General features: G+C 47.7%; 20 protein-coding genes and 2 pseudogenes. 9 read left to right on the top strand and 13 right to left on the bottom strand.

All coding sequences use genetic code 11. The annotated features are described in order from the left end of the window. Nucleotides 1–531: 531 nt before the first annotated feature. A complete protein-coding gene (locus SYN_RS04455) occupies nt 532–1,296 on the top strand; it encodes an HD domain-containing protein (protein WP_158302920.1) in 765 nt (254 codons plus the stop codon). Between the two features lie 523 nt (nt 1,297–1,819). Then, nucleotides 1,820–2,230 (top strand): pyridoxamine 5'-phosphate oxidase family protein, encoded by a 411-nt coding sequence (locus tag SYN_RS04445; RefSeq protein WP_041584713.1) that lies wholly within the window; start codon nt 1,820–1,822, stop codon nt 2,228–2,230. 322 nt (nt 2,231–2,552) lie between these two features. On the opposite strand, the gene SYN_RS16035 is transcribed toward SYN_RS04445, so the two are convergent. The 4 genes from SYN_RS16035 to SYN_RS04425 all read right to left on the bottom strand — a co-directional run bounded on the left by SYN_RS16035 (nt 2,553) and on the right by SYN_RS04425 (nt 6,555). Beyond that, nucleotides 2,553–2,987 (bottom strand): hypothetical protein, encoded by a 435-nt coding sequence (locus SYN_RS16035; RefSeq protein WP_148202484.1) that lies wholly within the window; start codon nt 2,985–2,987, stop codon nt 2,553–2,555. Nucleotides 2,988–3,229: 242 nt separating this feature from the next. Then, complete coding sequence (locus SYN_RS15115; RefSeq protein WP_158302919.1) at nt 3,230–4,471, bottom strand: HD domain-containing phosphohydrolase; 1,242 nt, start codon at nt 4,469–4,471, stop codon at nt 3,230–3,232. A gap of 483 nt (nt 4,472–4,954) precedes the next feature. Continuing rightward, nucleotides 4,955–5,839, bottom strand: coding sequence for a GGDEF domain-containing protein (locus tag SYN_RS04430; RefSeq protein WP_011416847.1), 885 nt, complete (start codon nt 5,837–5,839; stop codon nt 4,955–4,957). A gap of 530 nt (nt 5,840–6,369) precedes the next feature. Beyond that, nucleotides 6,370–6,555, bottom strand: coding sequence for a hypothetical protein (locus SYN_RS04425; RefSeq protein ID WP_041584711.1), 186 nt, complete (start codon nt 6,553–6,555; stop codon nt 6,370–6,372). Between the two features lie 728 nt (nt 6,556–7,283). On the opposite strand from SYN_RS04425, the gene SYN_RS04415 reads away from it, so the two are divergent. Together SYN_RS04415 and SYN_RS04410 are read left to right on the top strand one after the other, a co-directional pair. Beyond that, nucleotides 7,284–9,023: an adenine deaminase C-terminal domain-containing protein gene (locus tag SYN_RS04415; protein ID WP_011416844.1), complete on the top strand. Its 1,740-nt coding sequence runs from the start codon at nt 7,284–7,286 to the stop codon at nt 9,021–9,023. A 226-nt stretch (nt 9,024–9,249) separates the two neighbouring features. Continuing rightward, nucleotides 9,250–11,043, top strand: coding sequence for a hypothetical protein (locus SYN_RS04410; RefSeq protein ID WP_011416843.1), 1,794 nt, complete (start codon nt 9,250–9,252; stop codon nt 11,041–11,043). Between the two features lie 96 nt (nt 11,044–11,139). Here the strand turns inward: SYN_RS04410 and SYN_RS16205 are convergent, their stop codons facing one another. Both SYN_RS16205 and SYN_RS04400 read right to left on the bottom strand, forming a co-directional pair. Next, nucleotides 11,140–11,523 (bottom strand): hypothetical protein, encoded by a 384-nt coding sequence (locus SYN_RS16205; protein ID WP_158302918.1) that lies wholly within the window; start codon nt 11,521–11,523, stop codon nt 11,140–11,142. Between the two features lie 45 nt (nt 11,524–11,568). Next, nucleotides 11,569–12,276, bottom strand: a complete 708-nt coding sequence (locus SYN_RS04400; protein WP_041584709.1) for a hypothetical protein — start codon at nt 12,274–12,276, stop codon at nt 11,569–11,571. A 521-nt stretch (nt 12,277–12,797) separates the two neighbouring features. On the opposite strand from SYN_RS04400, the pseudogene SYN_RS16750 reads away from it, so the two are divergent. The 3 genes and pseudogenes from SYN_RS16750 to SYN_RS16015 form a co-directional block, all read left to right on the top strand. Then, a pseudogene (locus SYN_RS16750) lies at nt 12,798–12,911 on the top strand (hypothetical protein); the annotation flags it as partial. 690 nt (nt 12,912–13,601) lie between these two features. Further along, entirely contained in the window at nt 13,602–13,802 is a 201-nt protein-coding gene (locus tag SYN_RS16020) for a hypothetical protein (RefSeq protein ID WP_148202482.1), read from the top strand. Between the two features lie 183 nt (nt 13,803–13,985). Continuing rightward, a complete protein-coding gene (locus SYN_RS16015; protein ID WP_148202481.1) occupies nt 13,986–14,219 on the top strand; it encodes a hypothetical protein in 234 nt (77 codons plus the stop codon). 1,441 nt (nt 14,220–15,660) lie between these two features. On the opposite strand, the gene SYN_RS04385 is transcribed toward SYN_RS16015, so the two are convergent. The 3 genes from SYN_RS04385 to SYN_RS04375 form a co-directional block, all read right to left on the bottom strand. Further along, complete coding sequence (locus SYN_RS04385) at nt 15,661–16,911, bottom strand: type II toxin-antitoxin system HipA family toxin (protein ID WP_041584707.1); 1,251 nt, start codon at nt 16,909–16,911, stop codon at nt 15,661–15,663. Further along, a complete protein-coding gene (locus SYN_RS04380; protein WP_202943587.1) occupies nt 16,904–17,134 on the bottom strand; it encodes a helix-turn-helix transcriptional regulator in 231 nt (76 codons plus the stop codon). The genes SYN_RS04385 and SYN_RS04380 overlap by 8 nt, the downstream gene beginning before the upstream one ends. 158 nt (nt 17,135–17,292) lie before the next feature. Further along, entirely contained in the window at nt 17,293–17,562 is a 270-nt protein-coding gene (locus SYN_RS04375) for a hypothetical protein (protein ID WP_011416834.1), read from the bottom strand. Between the two features lie 36 nt (nt 17,563–17,598). Here SYN_RS04375 and SYN_RS16995 point away from each other — a divergent pair. Then, nucleotides 17,599–17,962 (top strand): annotated as a pseudogene (locus tag SYN_RS16995) (type II toxin-antitoxin system RelE/ParE family toxin). After that, a complete protein-coding gene (locus SYN_RS04365) occupies nt 17,959–18,303 on the top strand; it encodes an XRE family transcriptional regulator (RefSeq protein ID WP_011416831.1) in 345 nt (114 codons plus the stop codon). Before SYN_RS16995 ends, SYN_RS04365 begins: the two are co-directional and overlap by 4 nt. A 75-nt stretch (nt 18,304–18,378) precedes the next feature. Here the strand turns inward: SYN_RS04365 and SYN_RS04360 are convergent, their stop codons facing one another. The 4 genes from SYN_RS04360 to SYN_RS04350 all read right to left on the bottom strand — a co-directional run bounded on the left by SYN_RS04360 (nt 18,379) and on the right by SYN_RS04350 (nt 20,214). Further along, complete coding sequence (locus SYN_RS04360) at nt 18,379–18,783, bottom strand: winged helix DNA-binding protein (RefSeq protein WP_049750027.1); 405 nt, start codon at nt 18,781–18,783, stop codon at nt 18,379–18,381. An 11-nt stretch (nt 18,784–18,794) separates the two neighbouring features. Further along, nucleotides 18,795–19,046, bottom strand: a complete 252-nt coding sequence (locus SYN_RS04355; RefSeq protein ID WP_011416829.1) for a toxin-antitoxin system TumE family protein — start codon at nt 19,044–19,046, stop codon at nt 18,795–18,797. After that, the gene (locus SYN_RS16745; RefSeq protein WP_258165157.1) at nt 19,043–19,165 is read right to left on the bottom strand and encodes a hypothetical protein; all 123 of its coding nucleotides are present in this window, start codon (nt 19,163–19,165) and stop codon (nt 19,043–19,045) included. The genes SYN_RS04355 and SYN_RS16745 overlap by 4 nt, the downstream gene beginning before the upstream one ends. A 137-nt stretch (nt 19,166–19,302) precedes the next feature. After that, a complete protein-coding gene (locus tag SYN_RS04350; protein ID WP_148202626.1) occupies nt 19,303–20,214 on the bottom strand; it encodes an ADP-ribosylglycohydrolase family protein in 912 nt (303 codons plus the stop codon). Between the last annotated feature and the right edge of the window lie 8 nt (nt 20,215–20,222).

Genomic DNA, 20,222 nt, shown 5'->3' with positions numbered 1-20,222 from the left:
CCTTTCTCTTAACAACATCACTGCCTAAACAAGGATACCCATCGTCGTTCATAAGATCCATGATGCCATGTCGATGTTCAATATCTGTATTCCTGACAGAAATGAAATCGAATATGAACTTGCACTCTACTTTCCGGATGATTTCATCCTTGTTGACAGGAAGCGTAGTGTTCCGGAAGAATCACGCCCCCCCCATTGACTGAGTCAACGCACGGAATATCCGAACGATTTCAGGATTGTTCTTACAGACCTTAATGAACCGTCGTTGCTGAGAAAATTCCTTGAAATGGAATTTTCTCCTGTAAAAACAGAATAATGTGTGTTTATATTTAAAGATAAATGAGGATGTCAATCCCAGAGGCAAAAGGTGTGTCGCTTCACTTCAGCAGCCATGATGGTCACCGCTGATTACCACAAGCAACAAATTGCGAATTGAATGCAGTATAGGCCTCTTTTCTTTTTTCTGAATAATGAACTGTTAAAAGACCCATCATGATATCCCAGAATTCCTGTCAAATAAACGAATCCGATTTGAAAAATCTGAAAGACTGGTTCTACAGGTATGTCCGATCTTTCTATTCCTCTGACTCGATTATCCAGCAGGCCATATTGCTGAAGGAGAAGCACTCATTAAGGGTTTGTAATGAAATCCTGAATATCGGAAAAAAGCTGGATCTGAGTCATAATGCCCTTAGACTTGCGGAAGTCATGGCCCTGTTTCATGATATTGGCCGTTTTCAGCAATTCGTCCGCTACCAGACCTTCGTGGATCAGAAATCAGAAAACCATGGAGAGTTGGGCGTCAGGATCCTTAAACAGGAAAAGGCGCTGGCAGCATTGGATAGGGATGCCCGGGAACTGATACTGAAAGCCATCTCCTATCATAATCGCTTGACCATCCCTGAAAATGAGTCCCCCATCTGCACCTATTTCAGCAGACTGCTGCGGGATGCCGATAAACTGGACATCTACTACGTTGTTACAACCTGTTACAACAGTAACGGGACAGAAAGGAAAGCAGCTGTTGAACTTGATCTGCCGGATACACCGGAAGTATCCGGTGAAATTTTGATCAGCCTCATTGAAGAAAAAATGATCAGCCTGCACCAGCTAAAGTCTCTGAATGACTTTAAGCTTCTTCAGATGGCGTGGGTCTATGACATCAATTATCTGCCAACTTTCCGGATGATCTATGAACGGAATTATCTCAGGAAAATCAGGGATACACTGCCGGGAACAGAAGAAATTGAACAAGTTTATTGCAAACTTATATCTTTTCTCAAAGCAAAGCTCTGAATTAAAGGATGGCGGATTATTCTCAATATGCCGAGATTGTCTGAACTCGGTAGTGAGCCGTTCAAAGAGTTTTGGAAGCTGTGCTCATTGATGGAGTTATCATTGAGAGCATTGAAGCGAATTTAACCGCGGAACAGACAGCCAAGCCACGCGCAAATGACATAAGGATGAGCATTCAGTCGATAATGATGGAATGTCGCATTGCCTCAATGCCGGTCTGGATTATCAATGGAATAGTACTCATACCTGTAATCCGAAACAAAGGAAGGAAAAGATGAAAAAATGACATCAATCATTTTGGTATCTGCTTTGATCGGATGGACAGGCGTTCAACTCTCTCCAGAAGCACAGCGTTTTATTGCGATATCAGACATGAGAGGATGCCAGTTCATCAGTGAGGTGTATATTCAGAAGTTGATTGTCAAATTGACACGTCGACATCGTCCGGATCATAGGGGTATCTTCAGACACAGTGATTAAGATATCATTTTTCACCAAACCTAAAATAAAGGAGGTAATGAAGATGGCTAAAATGACAGAAAGAATGCAGGAACTGTTCAACAAAGTGCATATCGTAGTTCTTTCCACGGCAACTAGCGATGGCACACCTAACGCGGTACCGGTTGGTGCAAAAAAAATTATCGATGCGGAAACTATTCTCATATCTGATCAGTTCTTTAAGAAAACATTGGAAAACATGAAGACAAATCCGCAGGCGTCCGTGACCTATTGGGAAGGGCGGGAAGGTTACCAGTTGAAAGGCTCTGCGTCGATCGAAACCAGCGGGCCACGTTTTGAAGAAACGGTTCGATGGATTGATGAACTAAGTACCAAGATAGGAGCCCCCCTTAAATCCAAGGGAACAATTATTCTCAAAATTGAAAAGATTTATGACGTTGCGCCGGGACCTGACGCTGGCAAGCAACTGGCATAAAATGCATGGACAGAAATATTACCCTCAAAAAAGAGACTGCCCTTGTCAACAGAAAATTTAATTAGTTACACCCTTTTTCCATCTGTGGATGCAGGGAGTTCAGGTTCAAAATTCCTGAACTCCCTGCATCCCTGAGCCGCGCGGTTTTTAACAGGCTGACACTCACCCGCTGCGGACATAATATCTCTCGACTTATAACCTGTTAATATAAGATCGTATTTACTTTTCCGGATATCAGGGGGAGCTGACTTGATCCATTATTACATAAACGATCAGGAGGTTGCCCAGGCATGACAGATGAAGAAGCAGAAAATCATATGAATTAATTAGTCTGCTTGAGATTCTTCCGCTGGTCGGATGCTGTATTCACTGCCTTTCTAATACCTTCATCAGATGGATCAATGGAAAGGTAATCCTGCCAATAACTAATCGCCTCGCTGAGGCGGCCTTTTCTGTACTCCTCGAACCCCTTTCCTGAAAGGATCGTTTTGCAGTAAGAAAGTTTTGCATGCAGGTAGTCCCGGTCGAAAGAAAGCATTGTTGTGAAAGGCCGGAACTCCTGGTAATTAACAAAGAGCACTTTATAAAGTCTTCCTGCCGACGTAAAGTCTCCTTTGGCTGACGCACTGTCTGCCGACGATCTCAGATCCTCCAGACCTTTTATGTATTCCTTGATGAGAGCCTGATCCTGAGGGTTCCTGGCACATTGAATCCTGAAGCTTTCAATGCCTTTCTGAGGGTTCTGGGCTGATATCACGATATGCCTTTTGGTCTTATCTGCTGACGAAGTCGCAGTCTTCTGGGCGGGTAAAGTTGAGATCTTATCTGCGGGCGAAGCCGTTGTCTTTTGGGCCGGTGGAGTTGGGGTTTTATCCGCGGGCGAAGTCGTGGTCTTCTGTTCGGATGGAGTCGGGGGATACATAAAGTGAGAACAGGAAGCTATCGAGGCGAAAAGGAAAGCAAGAGCAACAAAATTGAGGACGGCGCGAAGGCAAGGCATCATCCGGTCCTCCCGATAAACCACACTGTATCACGCACCCTTTTCTCCATGATTCCGACAAATATTTCGACCAGGTCCGGGTGCAATTGTGTTCCGGCTACCCGCATAATCTCCTGTAAAGCCTCTTTGTGTGATAACGCTTTCCGATATGGCCTGTCTGTGGTCATCGCGTCAAATGTGTCAGCAACTGCAATAATAGACGCGAGGAGAGGAATATGCTCTCCCGGGAGTCGATCGGGATACCCTTTTCCATCATGCCTTTCATGGTGATGTCGGATGGCGGGAATGTACTTTCTAAGAGTCGGGGCCTTATCCAGAATGGCTACGCCATAATCGGGATGGCGCATCATCTCCTTGTGTTCTGACGCGGTTAGCTTGCCTGGTTTGAGCAATATCGAGTCGGGCGTCTTGATTTTTCCTATATCATGAAACAAGCAGGCTACTCTCAGATTTTCAAGTTCTTCCCCGGGCAGCCCGATTTTCCTTCCGATAAGAAGAGAAAAATCAGAGACCCTGTCCGAATGTCCACGGGTATACGAGTCTCTGGCGTCAATAGCTGCAGATGCTACCTTGACTATTGATATGTATGCCTTCTCAAGATCCCGTGTGTATCGGTTCATCTGACCCTGTTGGTCCGCTATCACCTTTGACATCTCATTGAAATTTGCCGTCAGTTTTCCGAGCTCATCATGAGAGTAAATTTTGAGAGGCTTTTTTGATATACCCTGTTTGAGCTCATCCACCCCGGCTGAAAGTTCCCGGATCGGTTTGATCAAGAAAGATACAAGAAAAGTACTGGCTACAACGCCGAATACGAGAACAATGCCGAAAACAGTTACTATTCTGCGATAAACCTGTGCCTGTGCTTCCTGGAATACTGATTTGTTTATGCCGATCAGCACTGTCCCCAATACTTTATTCATAAAAATGATTGGACATGATATTTCGAAAATGGAGCCAGCAGAATTCGTCAAGTCTCTCACGGTTGTCCCCTCCTCACCCGACCTGATCCACCGACCTTCATCATCTCGTAAAGTTTGTCCACGCATCGCCAGATCGCTGTGAACAACCACCTTGCCGTCGGGAGCAACGATGGCGGCGTACTCCACATCGTTGTTTGAAGACTGGGCCTTGAAGACGAGGTTATCCATGCCTAAAATGTCTTTCGAGAGAAAGTTGTAGCCCGCGGAGGCAGCGATACTCTTGCTTATCGATTCCCCCCGTTTGGTGATCTCGTTCAATATGTAATTGTTCATGATGGTTACGGTAGTGATGCACAGGATAAAGGAGGTGGCGGTCAAAAGGAGGACAACAAATAAGGCGATCTTAAACCGCAGGCTTGCCGAACGGAATCTTCCTTTTGCCTGGTTGAGTGCGGCATGTATTAATCTACCGGACCGTCGAAGGAAAGGCATCATCGAATGAAGGAAAACGGATTTAAAATGTAGATGCATGATTTCTATTATTTACGGATAAACCACCCGGAGGTATGGAAGACATTGAGCAAGGTATTTCAGAGATATATGTTGAAATTGACAGAGCCTTGCTTCCAGATGTGGAAAATATTAGGATAAGCAGGTTTGTGTGTCAATGAAATAATGAACTATTATTATAATTTGGCTTTGAACCATTCTATAACGCAGATTTTAATTCCTAAAAGGAATAATAATTCATTCAGTGTTGCTTTTGTTCAGTCGACAGTCAACGGCTGCTCACTTACAGGTTCAGATGCTTTTGTTCATTTTGGCTTTTTTCCGGGCGTACATTAATTTGTCCGATAGCGACATCAGCTGGTTCAGGGATATGGGAGACTCAGGATCATACAGGGTCATGCCCCAACTCATCGCGAGCTTGTATTGTCGCGACACTTTTGCGTTCCATTCATCAATGTTATGCTGGAGGCGTCTTGACAGGATCTCAGGATTCAAGTCTGTCATATCGAGAACCAGAACAGCAAATTCATCACCTCCTATGCGGGCAACGATATCAGATTCCCGAAACGTCTGCCTGAGAATGTTTGCCGTCTCGACCAGAGCCTTATCCCCTCCCTCATGTCCCAGCGTATCGTTGATTTTTTTCAAATCATCAACATCAATAAAGGAAAGCAGCATCTGACGTTTCGCTCTGTTTGCCGTCTTGATCCACTGCTCCGCAAGATTGATGAACCCCCGACGGTTATATATTCCCGTGAGCTGATCACGGAGCGACATTGACAATAATTCCGCCTCCATCCGCTTTCGTTCTGTAATGTCTACCATGACGCCAACCAACCCTGCGGGGACGCCGTCAGTATTCAGGTAGGTAACTTTGATGAAGATGACATCGTGCGTTTTTCCGTTGGCATCAATGATCTGATCTTCATATGTCTGTTGCCCCCCTTGATGAGCCAATAACGAATCCATTGTGTAATATTTTTCAGCCAAATCTTTCGGAAAGACGTCATAGACGGACTTTCCAACCAACTTTTCCTTTTTGAGGCCGAGGAATTCCTCGAACGCCCTGTTGCAGCCCAGATAGAGGCCACTGATATCCTGATAAAATATTGGACTTGGAATGGCATCTATAAGGGTCTTCAAGAAAGTCAGCATATCCCGTGATTCTTTTTCCATCTATTGGTGCTCCGTAATGTCTGTCAAAATCGCCCCGAACATCAATAAGATACGCCTTTCATGGGGGCAGCATCCGGCTGGTCGCAGTGAAAAGCATAACAGGATCGATCATTCTTCCTTCATGGCCTCAGGAATAAATTCTGTTTCGTTTACAGAAAAATTAATCTTCTTAACAATCATTCTATTCCAGTCAGTTATCATGTTCAATAGGGGCAAAGTGATAAAAATCACTGATATTGAATAGTTAAACAGTGATATGTTTCACTTATAGATACTTTTTGCTGTGCTGGGATTTAATGGGGGATCGTCAGAATTGCTGACAGGACATACTTGACGTGAGAAAAGAGGAAATGTTTCAGTGAAACAGCTATTTGTGTAAATTTATTTTAAACACCCCACAGGTCGCGGCAAATAACCACAAAATCATCTCTCTTCAACAAAATGGCATTCCGCACAGCCGATCACCTATTGATCAATCAGCTTTTGCCGATCTTGATTTCGGCTTTTGCAGACAAACTGCATACTTTGATTTATCGGAACACGGACCTGATGCTCCGGGCAATTTCCCGAAGTGTTTCGTTGCCGGCGTCCAGTAAAACAAGCAGTACATCTTCCGGCGGAACACCTTTTAACTTTTCTTCGAGATCCTTCTGTTGGAGGTTCAGATAATCAGTATCCAAATTCCATTTTTGACCTTCATTCAGGCATGTTTCCATTATCCCGCTCTTTTTTACCCGTTCCCAGTTCTCATGGAATGAAAAGTTATACCGATGCATTTCTTTGGGGGCAACTTCTACGCCTATATAAAGACCTATCTTTCAGGAGACACTTTATTCTCAGTACCGATAACAATCAATAAAGCGAAAGTGATATGTTTCACAAAGATTCGAAAGAAAAAATGTGATTTACCTCACATAAAGATTAACCGAGCTGCTTCTGATTGATAGCTGACGCTCCGCCTTGCATGACAAACCTCTCCGACATAATTCCGACTGACTTGACGGTTCACTGTCAGCAACATGATGGCGTTCTTGAATGCAATTCGTTTGGGGTGTCCGTTGTTCCAGTGGTTTTCGTTTAATTATGCGCCACAGAGAACCTGAACCGACTTGTATGCCGATTTCGACATTTCACATTCATGTGAAGATCTGAGATAAAAAGACATGGAAAAAAATAAGATGTTATTTTCTTTGATAAACGCACATCCATTTGGAATTGAGTGCGGTTTGCAGCAGAAGTCGATCCAATTCGCGGCATGGAAATCCAGCGAGATCTATTGTATAAATTCTCTTCACGCCATGGATATTTCAACGGACTGTTTGAAAAATATGGCATTTATAATGAGTTCAACGTTTCATATAACGAAAGTAAGGTGCGGCAATATTTCGAATCAAAACTCAGTGCAAGGATTTACAATTCATTCTAAAAAAAAGGAGGACACAGAATGAGCAGCCTGTCAGAAGAAATTGTACGCTCCAAGAGACCGAGCGACGTCGCCGCGTTGAAGTCACCTCCTGATACCGTTATCCAACGAGGAAAAGTTTTTAATGTCTTTACCGGTGAATTTCTCCCGGAACAGTCTATCTGGATTGCCGACGGGAGGATTGCCTATGTGGGTCCAGATACAGATTACTATACAGAGGACGGCAAGACGGAGGTAATCAATGCTGAAGGGATGACTCTTCTGCCCGGACTGATTGACGGTCACACCCACGTCATGATCCGCTCCGGCATGGAGGAATTCATCCGCCATGTTCTTCCCGGCGGAACGACCACAGTCATTACTGAACTTATCGAGTTTGCATCCGTTGCCGGTATGATGGGGATCAAACCGGTTATCGAGGGGATGAAAAATCAGCCTGTCCGCTTTTACTACACCCTCCCGCCCCTCTGCGGTCTGACACCGGCACAGGAGATTCAAGCCCCGGATAACAAGGCATATCTTCCTTACCTGCAGGAGCCGGAATGTATGGGAGTTGGAGAGATATACTGGAGCAACCTGTTTCTGGAAGGAGTGCAGGGGAAAAGGGTGCAGGAATTGGCAACCATGGCCCTCCGCCTGGGAAAGCGTGTCGAGGGCCATACAGCAGGGGCGCCCGCAAGAAGCCTGCAGGCCTATACAGCCTTCGGCATCTCATCCGATCATGAACCCATTACTGCAGATGAGGCACTGGAACGACTGAGACTGGGATACTGGGTTATGATCCGGCAAGGCTCCATCCGGGAAGAATTGCCGGAAATTGCCAGGATATTCCGGGAAAATATAGACTTCCGGCGCATGGCTCTTTGCACCGATTCTGTGGATCCGGAAGGGCTTCTGGAACGGGGTTACCTGGATGGATCGCTTCGCTCGGCACTGAAACTCGGGATTCCTCCCGCATTAGCCTATCAGATGGTAACAATCAATGTAGCGGAGCATTTCCGGCTGGACCATCACATCGGCTCACTTTCTCCGGGAAAAGCGGCAGATGTCGTCTTTATTCCATCCCCGACGGAGTATGAGCCCCGGAGAATCCTGATTCAAGGCCAGACGGTTTTTCAAGAGGGAAAGACGCTCGTCGAGCCGAGGCAGACAGCCTATCCGGAAGCTCTGTTCTCCACAATCAAGATTCAGGGCTGTCAGCTGCATGAACCTCAGAGGAAAGGGCAGATGCGTGCCATTGAGCTTGTGTCCCGGCTGGTGACCCGGGAAAAGATTCTCGATTTTGACAGCTCAGAAGATGCGGCCGACGTCGTTCTGACGGTAGCATTGGATCGGACCGGTGGAATGCAATCTTTTACAGGATTTCTGAAGGGCTTCGGGTTGCAGCAGGGGGCTTGCGGAACCACAATGTGCTGGGATACGGTTGACATGATTTGCGTTGGCGCTGACATGATTTCCATCCGCACCGTGATCGAGCGGCTGCGGGAAATCGGTGGGGGCGCAGTGTTTGCGATCGGGGAAACTGTAATTGCGGAATTTCCTGCGCCGTTATGCGGAGTTGTTTCCCTTGCACCCATGAGAACTTTGTACGGACAGATGAAAAAGCTGGAAGAAGCCTTGAAAAATAATGGTGTGCGGTGGGAAAAGCCTGTGTTGACTTTGGATACTCTCACGACTGCTTCAATTCCCCATCTGCGGATTACCCATGAAGGATATGTCCGGTTGAGAGATCGCAAGATCCTTCCCTTAAGCCCTCTGTAACAGATAGAAATTAATTTTGAACAATTATGGCCTTTTCTTGACTTAGCCGATGAACCGCGAAACGAAATTTATCTTCAAATATTAAAGTGCAAGTGACCTCATTCTGTTCAATGCCAATGCAGATCCTCATGAACTGATGATCCTGTCTGATTAAAGTTTATTGAGTTATGGGCAAAGTGACTGTTTTTATATGAACCCTAAAAAACAAGGGAATAATAACAACTAGATGAACAAGAAAATAACAATCCTTACGATTCTTGTGGTGTGTAACTTCCTGTTTTTTCCAGGAAGTGCGGTTTTCGCCGACAACCCATGGACTTTGCCCGCCTGCATTCAGGGTAACTCGGTCCGGATCTGGACCGCGCCTCTGGTAGCGCGGCCTGGAGAGAAGCTGGAGATCGTGGCAGTGGCCACCAATGGAGAGCTGTCCGAGATGTTGATCACTGATCCCGCGGGTCGCCGCAGCACTCTGCCGACAGTAAAGGCTGGAGGACCTCCGTGGAGTCTGCGCGGCGCGCTTACCGCACCGGCAGCCGGTCGCTATCGCATTGAGGCGCAACGCGCAGGAAAGGTGGCAGCCTGCAGTGAGGTCGAAGTGGGTGGTAAAGCAGGCCAGCGCGGCACAGGCGAGTGGAATCTGTCAACCCAGGCGCTCTATGCTGCCTGGGTCGAACACCTCTTTGACGCCGCACCCGAGATGTCGTTAAGTTACCCGTCCCTCGAGCCGGTGCTTCGCGATCCGAACCGCAACTTCCTTCATGATTTTCTGCGCAAGGGGGAAGACACCCAGTTTTCTGCCAGGCCGGACTGCGCAGACCTCCCCTATTTCCTGCGCGGCTACTTTGCATGGAAACTCGGTCTTCCTATAAGCTATCGCTCCTGTGACCGCGGCAACAGCCACAGCGCGCCGCGCTGCGGTTCTGCGAAAATTGTCCGCGGCTTCGTGGGAACTGTTGCCACACCTGCCACCTTTCAACAGGTCAGCCGCCGTCTTATGGACCAGGTGAGCTCTGGCAATGGCCGCACAGCGCTGAGCGATGAGGCGAGCGACTTCTACCCGACCGTACTGGACCGCGCCAGCCTTTGGCCGGGAACTGTCTATGCCGACCCTTATGGCCATACACTGATCATTGTTAAATGGTTGCCACAAACCGGCCAGAGCGGCGGTCTTCTGCTCACTGTCGATGCCCAGCCTGACAACTCGGTCAGCCGCAAGCGCTTCTGGGAAGGAAATTTCCTCTTTGCCCAGACACCGAGCGCAGGCCCTGGTTTCAAAGTCTACCGTGTGCCGGTAGCTGACCCCGGAAAGAGGGATTGGCGTCCTGTAACCAACAGCGCAATTGCCCGGCACTCCGGACTTCCACCTTATTCGGCGTCGCAGGCTGATCTCGCCCCGGAAGCGTTTTATGCCCGTATGGAGAAGCTTATCAACCCCCATGGGCTCGATCCGGAAGCAGCTTACGCAGCCACTCTGGATGCACTGATGGAGCAACTCGAAACGCGCGTTCGCTCCGTCGATATCGGCGAGAACTTCATGCGCACCCATCCCGGAATCATTGCCCCGATGCCGCGAGGCTCTGCCATTTTCGAAACAACCGGCCTTTGGGAGGACTACGCCACTCCCTCGAGGGATATGCGTATTTTGATCGCCCTTAAAGTGCTTGCCGACCTGCCTGAGCGTATCCGTCGCCATCCTGAGCTCTTTCTACTGGGCAGAGAGCGCCCGGCGGCGGCAGCAGCACGCATCGAAGACCTCCATACCAAGCGTATCAGGGAGTGTTTCATCACCTATACCCGCAGTAACGGGAGTTCCTGGCGCCTGAGTCTGGCAGAAATCTACAAGCGCCGTTCCGGACTCGAGATGGCCTATAATCCCAATGACTGTATGGAACGCCGCTGGGCTGCCACACCCGGCACGCCGGAGTTCACCACCTGCAACCGCCAGGCGCCGGCGGAACAACGCGCGCGCATGGAAGAGTACCGCCTCTGGTTCCGCGAGGCTCGCCGGCCACCACGTTAGCAATGGAAGGATGAGCAAATACCGTTCCCTTCATGCCAAAATCGGTTCAAAAGCCTGGATTGAACTTTAATCTTTTCCAATGGTTAAGCTGACAGTTCACCATTTTTCGGCCATTATCTCTTTACGTTTCCGGTCAAATTCATCCTTGGCTATTAATTTATCTTTTCTTAACGCTTCCAAATCACGCAGCCTTTGCATCGGGTCTTTATCTGTCCGTCCCGAGGAAAACCCTGTTTCTGCATCGATATCTATCAAAGACAATCCTTTTGAACGTTTGATATTCAGAACATGATAAATCACCATGAACAGGATGCCTCCTATCCATATGAACATAAAAAGAGAAAATAGAATTTTCAATACAGGCTCGTCGCCATACTCATAAATTTCTTCTCCGATGAGCACTGCAAAGGCAATCCCAAACAAAAGCATGAAAATCAGTATAATCAACGTTCCCGCGGAAATGGGTTTGCTGGGCTTCAATTTGATTTCACTCATCGTTTAATCCTTTCAATTTCCAATATTCAGTCAGTTTACCAAAATTTCATATTCGCCTATGAATTCAGGTTGAGAATCACGCCACCAAAGGCTGAAAACCTTCAGCTTTGCCGGTCCGGCTTTAACTGCCTCCAAGATAATGGCATCAAATGGATCATAGTAGGCTATTGCAACGGAAACACCGTATAATTCAACCGGGCAGGTATTGCTCCTTGAGCCTGGCAAGGCATAAAAAATATATTCACCCTTATGCAGAACTATTTTTTTCTCCTTTTCATTGCCGATATTAATCAAATATTGGCCATTTAAATAAATGTTTCCGCCTTTTTCTTCAAGACTGCCAAGAACGATAATCTGTTCATGACTTACGGGACCCGGGATGCTTTTGACCCATATTGCCGATGACCCTTCCTCCAACAACCAATCATTGTCGTTTTCCTGCTTTCCAAAAACTGTTGAAGCGTTCTCGGGTTTATCGTAAGCAGGCCGAGAACCTATGATAAGCAGGTTCTGATTTAAATGAAAAGATTGATACTTTAGAATATAAGACAGAGCAAATGGATTGGAATATAAGAGATGAAATTTGTTCTGTATTTTATTTTCAGATCGCTGATCGTTCAAATCATGCAAAATTTTATTCTCATGACTTTTAATAACCTTACTTTCCGAACCCGCAATAGAAACGCACGGTGAAAATATAAAACCCAAAACACACAGAAAGAATAAGCAACGCTTCATTTTTTCCCTCATTAAAAATGCAGTTACAGATTATCCAAATCACACGCTACGTTTTAATTCTTATTAAGTTTCACAGGGTAGCAGAAAAATTCATAAACAGGCTTTTTATCAGCATAGATAACTGTCACGCCTCAGTCGGAAATGGACTTTCGCCTCGTTTTTTTAGCATACAAAGGCTGCTCTTGAAGGAATGACTTCAGAATAGTTCCTCTGTCGTTTTTGTTTTCGCGGCTCTCTGGCTGCTTACAGTTTTCGGTCTCGTTCTTTGAAGATTTTTACATCTCTACCTTCGAGTTTATCCGCAGGGCAAAATATCCGAGACACTGTGCAGCCTGGTCTCATTGTAATGCGCGATGTAGTAGTGCGTGATGTACTTTTGGACCATTCCGTGGGAATCGTCAAGGGAAAGTGACACCCCGCCGGGTCAAAAGGCCTATTCACGCTGAACCAGGACAAATGCAGATCGATAAAATGAAGAAGAGGAAGGTATCGGTTACTAAAACTATTTCCGGTGGACGAACCAACATGACATTCGAGTGCTGAATATTGCTGGACCAGGAGCAAGTAAAGATCCGGCGATCTATAACTCCACGATGCACTTGCTGGAGATGGTATTCGAAGGAACAATATCATAGCCCAGCAAGGCTGAGCCACACGCATTAACAGAACTTACCCCGCAGGATGACTTCAGAGTGCATACTTAATATCCACGCTGCATACTTATTATCCGCATCCCCTTCGAAGAGGATATCTCAGTTTATAGCGCAATATAGTAACTTACTGTTTTAATTGATAATCATTGCTTAATGTGCAATTGGTACGCTCTTTGCCATTTAAGACTATAAAGAGAATGGGAAACTGAGAAAAAAATTCAGACCAAAGCCCTTTGGAAACAGGGTAAAAGTTATAAGATCAATAACACTCTGCTGAGAGCAAGAGGATGACCATGAAAAAAATGATGTTCGTAACAACAGTAGCCGCATTGGTGATGTTACTATCTCTCCAGGGCTGCTATGTCGGGCCGGGTTATTATGGCTATGATGGAGACGCAGGCTACGAACCACCGCCTATCGGACTTGAGGCACCTCCGGATTTGATAGTGATGCCTTATACGAGCGATGTTTACGTTGTTCCAGACATAAATATTGACTTGTTCTTCTACGATGGCTGGTGGTGGCGTCCCTGGGAAGGTCGCTGGTATCGCTCACCCTATTATAACCAGAACTGGGTTTATTATAGCGGTGTGCCAAGTTTCTATTCTAAAGTAGACCCGGATTGGAGGGGATACTACAGAAACCATAATTGGCAAGGGTATCGCTGGAACTATGAACGGATTCCTTACCAACGACTTCAGCAGAACTGGAAGGGCTGGAAGAGTAATCGATATTGGGAAAGGGAAAGAAGCTGGGGTATCCAGGGCTATCAACCTCGGCAGCCGGAGCGAGAGCAGCATCAGCAGACACCTTGGAGTCAGCAGCCTCGTCAGATTCAGCCACGGCAAACTCAACCACAATCACGAGAGGTGATGAGACGGCAGAATCCACAGCAGCTACCTCGACAGGCGCCAGCCCAGCAATGGGGCCAGGTACAGGAGCAGCGGCAGACGCCCTGGGGTCAGCAACAGCCTCGACAGGTGCAGCCGCAGCTTAGTCAGCCGAAATCACGAGAGGTTATGAGACCGCAGCAGCCACAACATCAAGGACAGAGACGTGAACATCAACAGATACCTCAGCCTCAGCAGCGCCCACCCCAGGTGCAACCTCAACAGGGTCAGCCTCGGCAGCAACCTCGTCAGTTGCAGCCTCAACACACACTGCCTCAATCCCGTGAGGTGTTCAGGCCGCCACAGCAGACTCGGCAGCAATCCCCACAACAGGGGCAAGAACAGCAGCCTCGACAGATACGGACACAGCGCACTCAGCCGCAACAACGGGAAATGGTGAGACCTCAGAAGCCCCAGCAGCAACCCCAACAACAGAGACAGGCTCAGCATCCTCAGTCGCATCCAGGGAATGTCCAGCTACAACGAGAGATGAAGCTGCAATCTCACCAGCAACGTTCGCAGAATGTTCAGCAACAGGGGAACCGTGAAAGAGGCAGGTACGACAATCAGGATAGACGGTAGCCTGGCGCAGAGTCTTTGTCGGGGGTGCTTTCAAGGTTGAATCAAGAGAAAAATTGAAGTAATTCCATGGCCCGACTCAATTCCTGATGAGAAATCGCAATCATCAGGCAGGGGCATGCGGGCGGAGCAGCGGATTTATTGAAGAAGGGCCTGTCAATATGGCGGGCCCTTAGCTTTTCAGTGCTATGTGTAAGAATAATCAGGAAAGCTTCTTCGGTTGCACGGCAACAGCGGCTGATCTTCCAACAAAAAGAATTTCACACAAAATCCAGAGTAAACTGAATTCCAATTCCGATAATTGTCATTATGTGGAAAAATAGCTGATGTTCATCAATTATAAGTACTTTTTACATTTTTCAACCTGAGTTTATCTTTTCCAGGCATCCGCGGCCGGAGTTTTCAAAATCCCCTGAATTTCCATACCCTGCTTTATCAGTGAAGAAGGAGATTCTTACAGAAAAATTGAATCCCCCCAAAGGAGGGTTTGAAGAGAATCTGTTCAGGTCGGAGGTTAAAGTTGTCATTTTCAGCAGTGTTCGCCACAAACGTCGCAAAGGCGATTCAAACCCTGGTGACGTTTTCAGGATAAACCAGATAGTGTGTCCTCTTGCGGCAAACATTGGGAATTACCGTGGCCCCGCAGTTGCGGAATTACCATGGTCCTTCACAGAGAAATCAATTCATATTATTTGTCCTGAACAAGACTTGAGTTGACAGTGGCCCGATGCTTCCGGATTGTTGACGGCGTTTAGGCTGCTGCCATTTCGCTCAAATTTTTCTCTCTAAAGAGCTTAATTCCATCTCGAAACGTATCCATGGTGGTTCTTTCCTGGCAGCATTTTCCTTGGCGGGTTCTTTTTTCATTGTACTCATCCATATACGCATCCAGATCGGCTTACAAGGATTCCAGATCCGTATAGAGCCTCTTTCTAAAGGCAACCTTTTAAAATTCATGCGGAATGGTCTGATGCACTCTCTCGCAGATCCCATTATTTTGAGGACTCCTGACTTTCTTATTGGAATGATCGGTGTCATTGAGTTGCAGGAACAGCTCGTAAGGATGCGGCTGCTGTCGGGCGCCGCGCAGAACTCTGTCCTTCGATCCGTTAAGACCCTTAAAACGGGGATTTTTTAGAAGACAATCGGCTCAGGCTGTTACTCGTCATACTGATTGTATACGGGAATATGATCAATCAGGTGACGCTTAAGGTCAAGGATGACAAAAAATCGCTTCGGTGCGTGCATGCAAAGTGATCTTTTCAGACGGACTCTGCCCTTTTCTCAATGACAGCCAGTATCTCCTCAATAATCGTGCACGTTCCGTATTTTTTTATGAACTCGCTCGATAGTGTTTGCGCCGCTAGGGCAATGGCGGCAGACATTTCTTTTAACGTCTTCAAAACAAGATTTGGCTTGATCGCGGTTGATTCGCTGAATCTGTCCCAGTGTTTCTGCAGAATCCAGGACGGCCGGTTCTCACCGCCTATCCTCATGGCTTGTTTTTCCGTCAAATCCGGATAGACCTGAGTGCAGATCAGATCGTAAAAAGGCGCGAGTCGCGGCCCCCGGTCCGTAAAAATCATGGCCAGATTCTTAGCATGAGCGTCGTCATTGCCGATCAGTAAATTAAAGATCGTCCATCGCAAAAGGGCCATGCGATCGGCGGCGGGACGAATGCTTTTTTCCTGCAGCAGGGTAAAACACTGTTTTAAAGACGGGCCGCCTTCATTTTCGTATTTCTGTTCGGGGAGAAACCCCAGGGCCTGGCAGAAGTCTTCCTGGTGCAGACGCACGATGTGGCCATCCGTGTCTCGGCTGCGGTCATAACGCGCAATGATGAAAATCCGATCAAGACCCCGGCGGATCGTAACCACCGGAACCTGCAACCCCAGTCTCTGCGCGAGTATCATGCAGAATGCTTCATTCCCCACCGTATCCTCCAGATCCCTGATCGGCGGTTTCAGGATATGGCTGCTCGGTGCATTTCCCGTGGCGATGAAGATGCGGTGGTCTTCCATGTAAACAGGCAACTTGTTCTGCGCCCCGGCCAGCGAAAGTCTCATTCCTTCTACACCGGCAAGCAGCGGCCTTCGGGGAAGCTCGATGATAATCCGGTGCAGTTCTTCCTCGCTGAGTTCCCGATAGCCCGGTTTCATGGCGGGAGCGACGCCCGCGGGCAGTACGGATACCGCCCCCGCGCACTCCCCGCCGATACTGTTCAACAGGGCAAAGTCATTACTTTCAGAAATTCTCAGGCGTTGGGCAATAGCCCGTTTGACTTCAGCCTCCGGCAGGAGATTGGAAAAAAAAGGGCGGGCAAGATCATCAGGGTATATCTCCTCTCTCAAAGGGAGGTGCAGCGACAAGGGAACGGCACCCTTCTGATGTGTCCATTCGCTGTCATATTGAAACACAAAGCGTCTTTTATCATCCAGCCAGAGCCGTCCGATTTTTTGATCCCGGAGATAGACATCCAGACCAGGATTATCCATGCCGACCTCTTTATTCATTCGGCCAGCTCCTTGATTCGATGTAAACATCGAGCCCCAGCGCCGTCAGAACCTGCAGAACCTTCCCAACCTGCGCCGTCGCTTTGCCGTTTTCCAGATCGGACATGAATCTGTACCCGACACCGCATAAGGCTGCTGCATCAGCCAGGGTCAAACCGTCTTCCTTGCGCTTTTTTCTGATAGCGACGCCAATATCCGCCGCCGTCGCTGCTTTGTTTTTCAATATTCTTTTCTCCGTCATTCCCTTTCGGGAATAATAATCGTTTATAGAGGAATCGTCAAGAAATATATTCCCGGTTGGGAATAATTAAAGAAATGCATGTTTTCATGCCTCCATATATTACCGAACGGGAATCGAAAAAACAAGCCTTCTTGCTCAGATTAAGAAAGTTCCTGAAACGCATAACGTCCGTGAGACGCTAATAAAGGATGCTTAAGATATTCTTCGATGGTCAGGGCTGCGCCGAAAGCCAGCAATTCCATGATCAATTTGTAACGTTCTTTCTGGATTTTCTCATGATTCAGGGCGAGATTGATATCCATGCTTCCCACATGGGACCCTGGTTCATAGGGTATCAGGAGTTCCGGCACCCAGCCGCCAATGAGCACGATATTGTCCCGGTATTCGCTCAGAAGCTCTATAAATTTCATTGACCAAATATTCCGTAGAGGTTTTATATTCCTTCCATGGCATGGGACGTTGAATATACGGACGAATTTGAGGCATGGAGGGTCTGTCTGAATGAAGACGAACAGATCGAAATCGACGCTGTAGAGTCGGTTTGTTGGAAGAAAAAGGACCGCATCTACCTTATCCCTATTCTGCGGATGTTAAAGGCGCCAAATATGGTTCAATGAGGGAACTGCGAATTCAACACGAAGGAAAACCACATCGAATCCTTTACATCTTTGATCCGCGCAGAACCGCCATTCTTCTCATTGGAGGCAAGAAGACAGAAGAACGTCGCTGGTACGACATGTCCCTATCGCCGAAAAGATCTATGAGAACCATTTACAGACATTAAAAGATGAACAAGGGAGCATATCATGAGCGAACCTTACTCTACGCTGAGGGAAAAGATGAAACCCGAGGCCCGTAAAAAAGCGGCGGGAAAGACAAAGGCTCTGCTTGCGGCAATGCCCTTGCAGGAGCTGCGCCGGGCAAGAAATTTAAGCCAGGAGCAGCTGGCGAAGATGTTGTCCGTTAAGCAGGCGGCCGTTTCCAAGATGGAACAAAGGACTGATATGTATATCAGTACCTTGAGAAATTTCATTCATGCGATGGGAGGAGATCTGGAAATCATCGCGAAATTCCCGGATGGATCCGTTCAGATCAATCAATTTAAAGATATCGTGGCCAAGGAGGGAAATAACAGCCCTTCTGAAAGATAACGACAATATCTCCTTCTGATGCAATAGAAAGGCAACCCGACAATATCAGGGTTGCCTTTCTATCTTTCCTCTCGTTTAGATCCGTGCAGCATCCCTACCGTCTTCCCTGTGGGCGTCTGCATACATGCTGAATTGCACAGTGAAATCGGTTGCTTCGACAACGGGTCTGATCTTCCGGCGCACCCTCTCCATTTTCACGATGCCGTACCGGGCCATCGTTCTGAGAGTACGGGAAAGATTGCTGCTGCTCCGTCCCGTCGCCGCTTCCAGTTCCTTCAGCGATTCCGGTTTCCGCTCCAGAATGGTTCTGAGCAGCAACAGGTTCTCGTTGCTGAGGACCTGAGCCATCGATTGCAGCGATTCAAACCAGATCTTGGGTTCATCGGGCTGCGGCCGGTATTCTCCCCGGGCGATCGCCAGGGTTCGCTTTTTATAGTCCTCACGGGATATGATGCCGATGTGAAGAACTTTCTGATCCATTTCTTTTCCTCTCATTCCTTGCCCATGATCCGCTCGACCTCCTCCCAGAAATCCTGCAGCAACTGGCTCGACGATTCGTACTCATAAGGCGATATCTTGTCGCATTTGTGCTTGTGATCCCACGTGATCTTCCTGCCTCCGTAGCCTTTCCTTGTCGGTCGTATGGCATGGGCGTTGTCGAAACCCAGAATCCGACGATTATAACGGTCGTGCAACGTCAGGGAGTACCGGACGCCATGAGGAATTTGCTGCTCCGGATTCACCCGGTACGCCTCGAACTTTGTCCATTAGCCGTTGTCCATGGGAAAGATCTCGCATCCAGATTCAGCATGGTGGCAAGGGTTTCATCTTCCGTGGAATAACATTTTTCCTTCATGGCCATAATAGTTATCTCCAGATGATAATCTACGCAATGGTAATTTTAGTTGTCGTTGAGCTGAAAAAAATAGTTTGACTAAAATTTTCGTAACGTCCATCTGCCCTGTGCAATGTAGGACTTTCATAAAAATCTATATTTTTTCAAATAAGGTGTTCAGCCATGAATACGATCTTCGCCCTACAAGCGAGTTGATTTTTCCAGGCGCCTTTGATCCTATTGGCACCATAAAAAGCTCCCGCCAACTGCCCATAAATCGCCCCTGTGGTATCCGCGTCATCACCGAGATTGACGGCAAGAAGGCAACCTTCTTCAAAGGAACTGCTGTTGTAAAAGGCCCAGAGGGCCGCTTCCAGGGATTGGACGACATAACCTGTTCCTTTGATTTCCGGAGGGTTCTTGTGTTTGAATGAGCCGGCTGCGATTTCTGCAATCTCAGAAGCAAGAACTTTTTCCTGCCAATAGCCGGGGCTTGGGCAATAATGATCGGACAGGATGGTTTCTTTGTCCTCGCCGTTCAGTGCCCCGACAATCAATGCCCCAAAATACCGGCAGGCATCTACGGCAGCCGTTGCGCCATGTGTTGTCCTGGAACTTTCACCCGACTTCTCGATGGCTTCCCCGGGATTGCCGGCATAGAACATCGGCACAGGGGCCAGGCGCATAAGGGAGCCGTTCCCTGCGCTGTGGGAATCGGTCGGACCACTGATGGGATTCCCCGTTCTCAAAAAGTTGGAGAGTGCCGTTCTCGTCGTGTTTCCGATATCAAAGCATGACCCGGTGCTGCTCAGACAACCCTTCTTCCACCAGCGGACGTACCGCTCCATTTGATCTTTCGGGTCGAATCCCCGACATTTTATCAGGCTTTCAGCCAGACAGAGGGCCATGGAGGTATCGTCCGTCCATTGACCAGGCTGCAAATCGAAAGGACCGCCGCCGACCATGTCGGTGATGGGTTTGAAACTTCCCGGCGGTTTAAATTCCAGGGTTGTTCCCAGGGCGTCACCCACGGCCAGTCCGAGAAGGCAGCCACGATAACGGGTCAGTTTATCCAAAGGCATAT

Source organism: Syntrophus aciditrophicus SB, from assembly GCF_000013405.1.
GTDB classification, from domain to species: Bacteria; Desulfobacterota; Syntrophia; order Syntrophales; family Syntrophaceae; genus Syntrophus; species Syntrophus aciditrophicus.
Note: the sequence above shows the minus strand (reverse complement) of the source record. Positions and strands in the feature narration are given on the sequence as shown.

What these genes read in the sequence shown, in the direction of transcription:
- SYN_RS16745 (WP_258165157.1), bottom strand. Translation starts at nt 19,165, where the DNA reads ATGGCCATGAAGGAAAAATGTTATTCCACGGAAGATGAAACCCTTGCC.
- SYN_RS16020 (WP_148202482.1), top strand. Translation starts at nt 13,602, where the DNA reads ATGAACGGATTCCTTACCAACGACTTCAGCAGAACTGGAAGGGCTGGA.
- SYN_RS04430 (WP_011416847.1), bottom strand. Translation starts at nt 5,839, where the DNA reads ATGGAAAAAGAATCACGGGATATGCTGACTTTCTTGAAGACCCTTATA.
- SYN_RS04375 (WP_011416834.1), bottom strand. Translation starts at nt 17,562, where the DNA reads ATGAAATTTATAGAGCTTCTGAGCGAATACCGGGACAATATCGTGCTC.
- SYN_RS04415 (WP_011416844.1), top strand. Translation starts at nt 7,284, where the DNA reads ATGAGCAGCCTGTCAGAAGAAATTGTACGCTCCAAGAGACCGAGCGAC.
- SYN_RS04410 (WP_011416843.1), top strand. Translation starts at nt 9,250, where the DNA reads ATGAACAAGAAAATAACAATCCTTACGATTCTTGTGGTGTGTAACTTC.
- SYN_RS04445 (WP_041584713.1), top strand. Translation starts at nt 1,820, where the DNA reads ATGGCTAAAATGACAGAAAGAATGCAGGAACTGTTCAACAAAGTGCAT.
- SYN_RS04385 (WP_041584707.1), bottom strand. Translation starts at nt 16,911, where the DNA reads ATGAATAAAGAGGTCGGCATGGATAATCCTGGTCTGGATGTCTATCTC.
- SYN_RS04365 (WP_011416831.1), top strand. Translation starts at nt 17,959, where the DNA reads ATGAGCGAACCTTACTCTACGCTGAGGGAAAAGATGAAACCCGAGGCC.
- SYN_RS04400 (WP_041584709.1), bottom strand. Translation starts at nt 12,276, where the DNA reads ATGAAGCGTTGCTTATTCTTTCTGTGTGTTTTGGGTTTTATATTTTCA.
- SYN_RS04425 (WP_041584711.1), bottom strand. Translation starts at nt 6,555, where the DNA reads ATGGAAACATGCCTGAATGAAGGTCAAAAATGGAATTTGGATACTGAT.
- SYN_RS04360 (WP_049750027.1), bottom strand. Translation starts at nt 18,783, where the DNA reads ATGGATCAGAAAGTTCTTCACATCGGCATCATATCCCGTGAGGACTAT.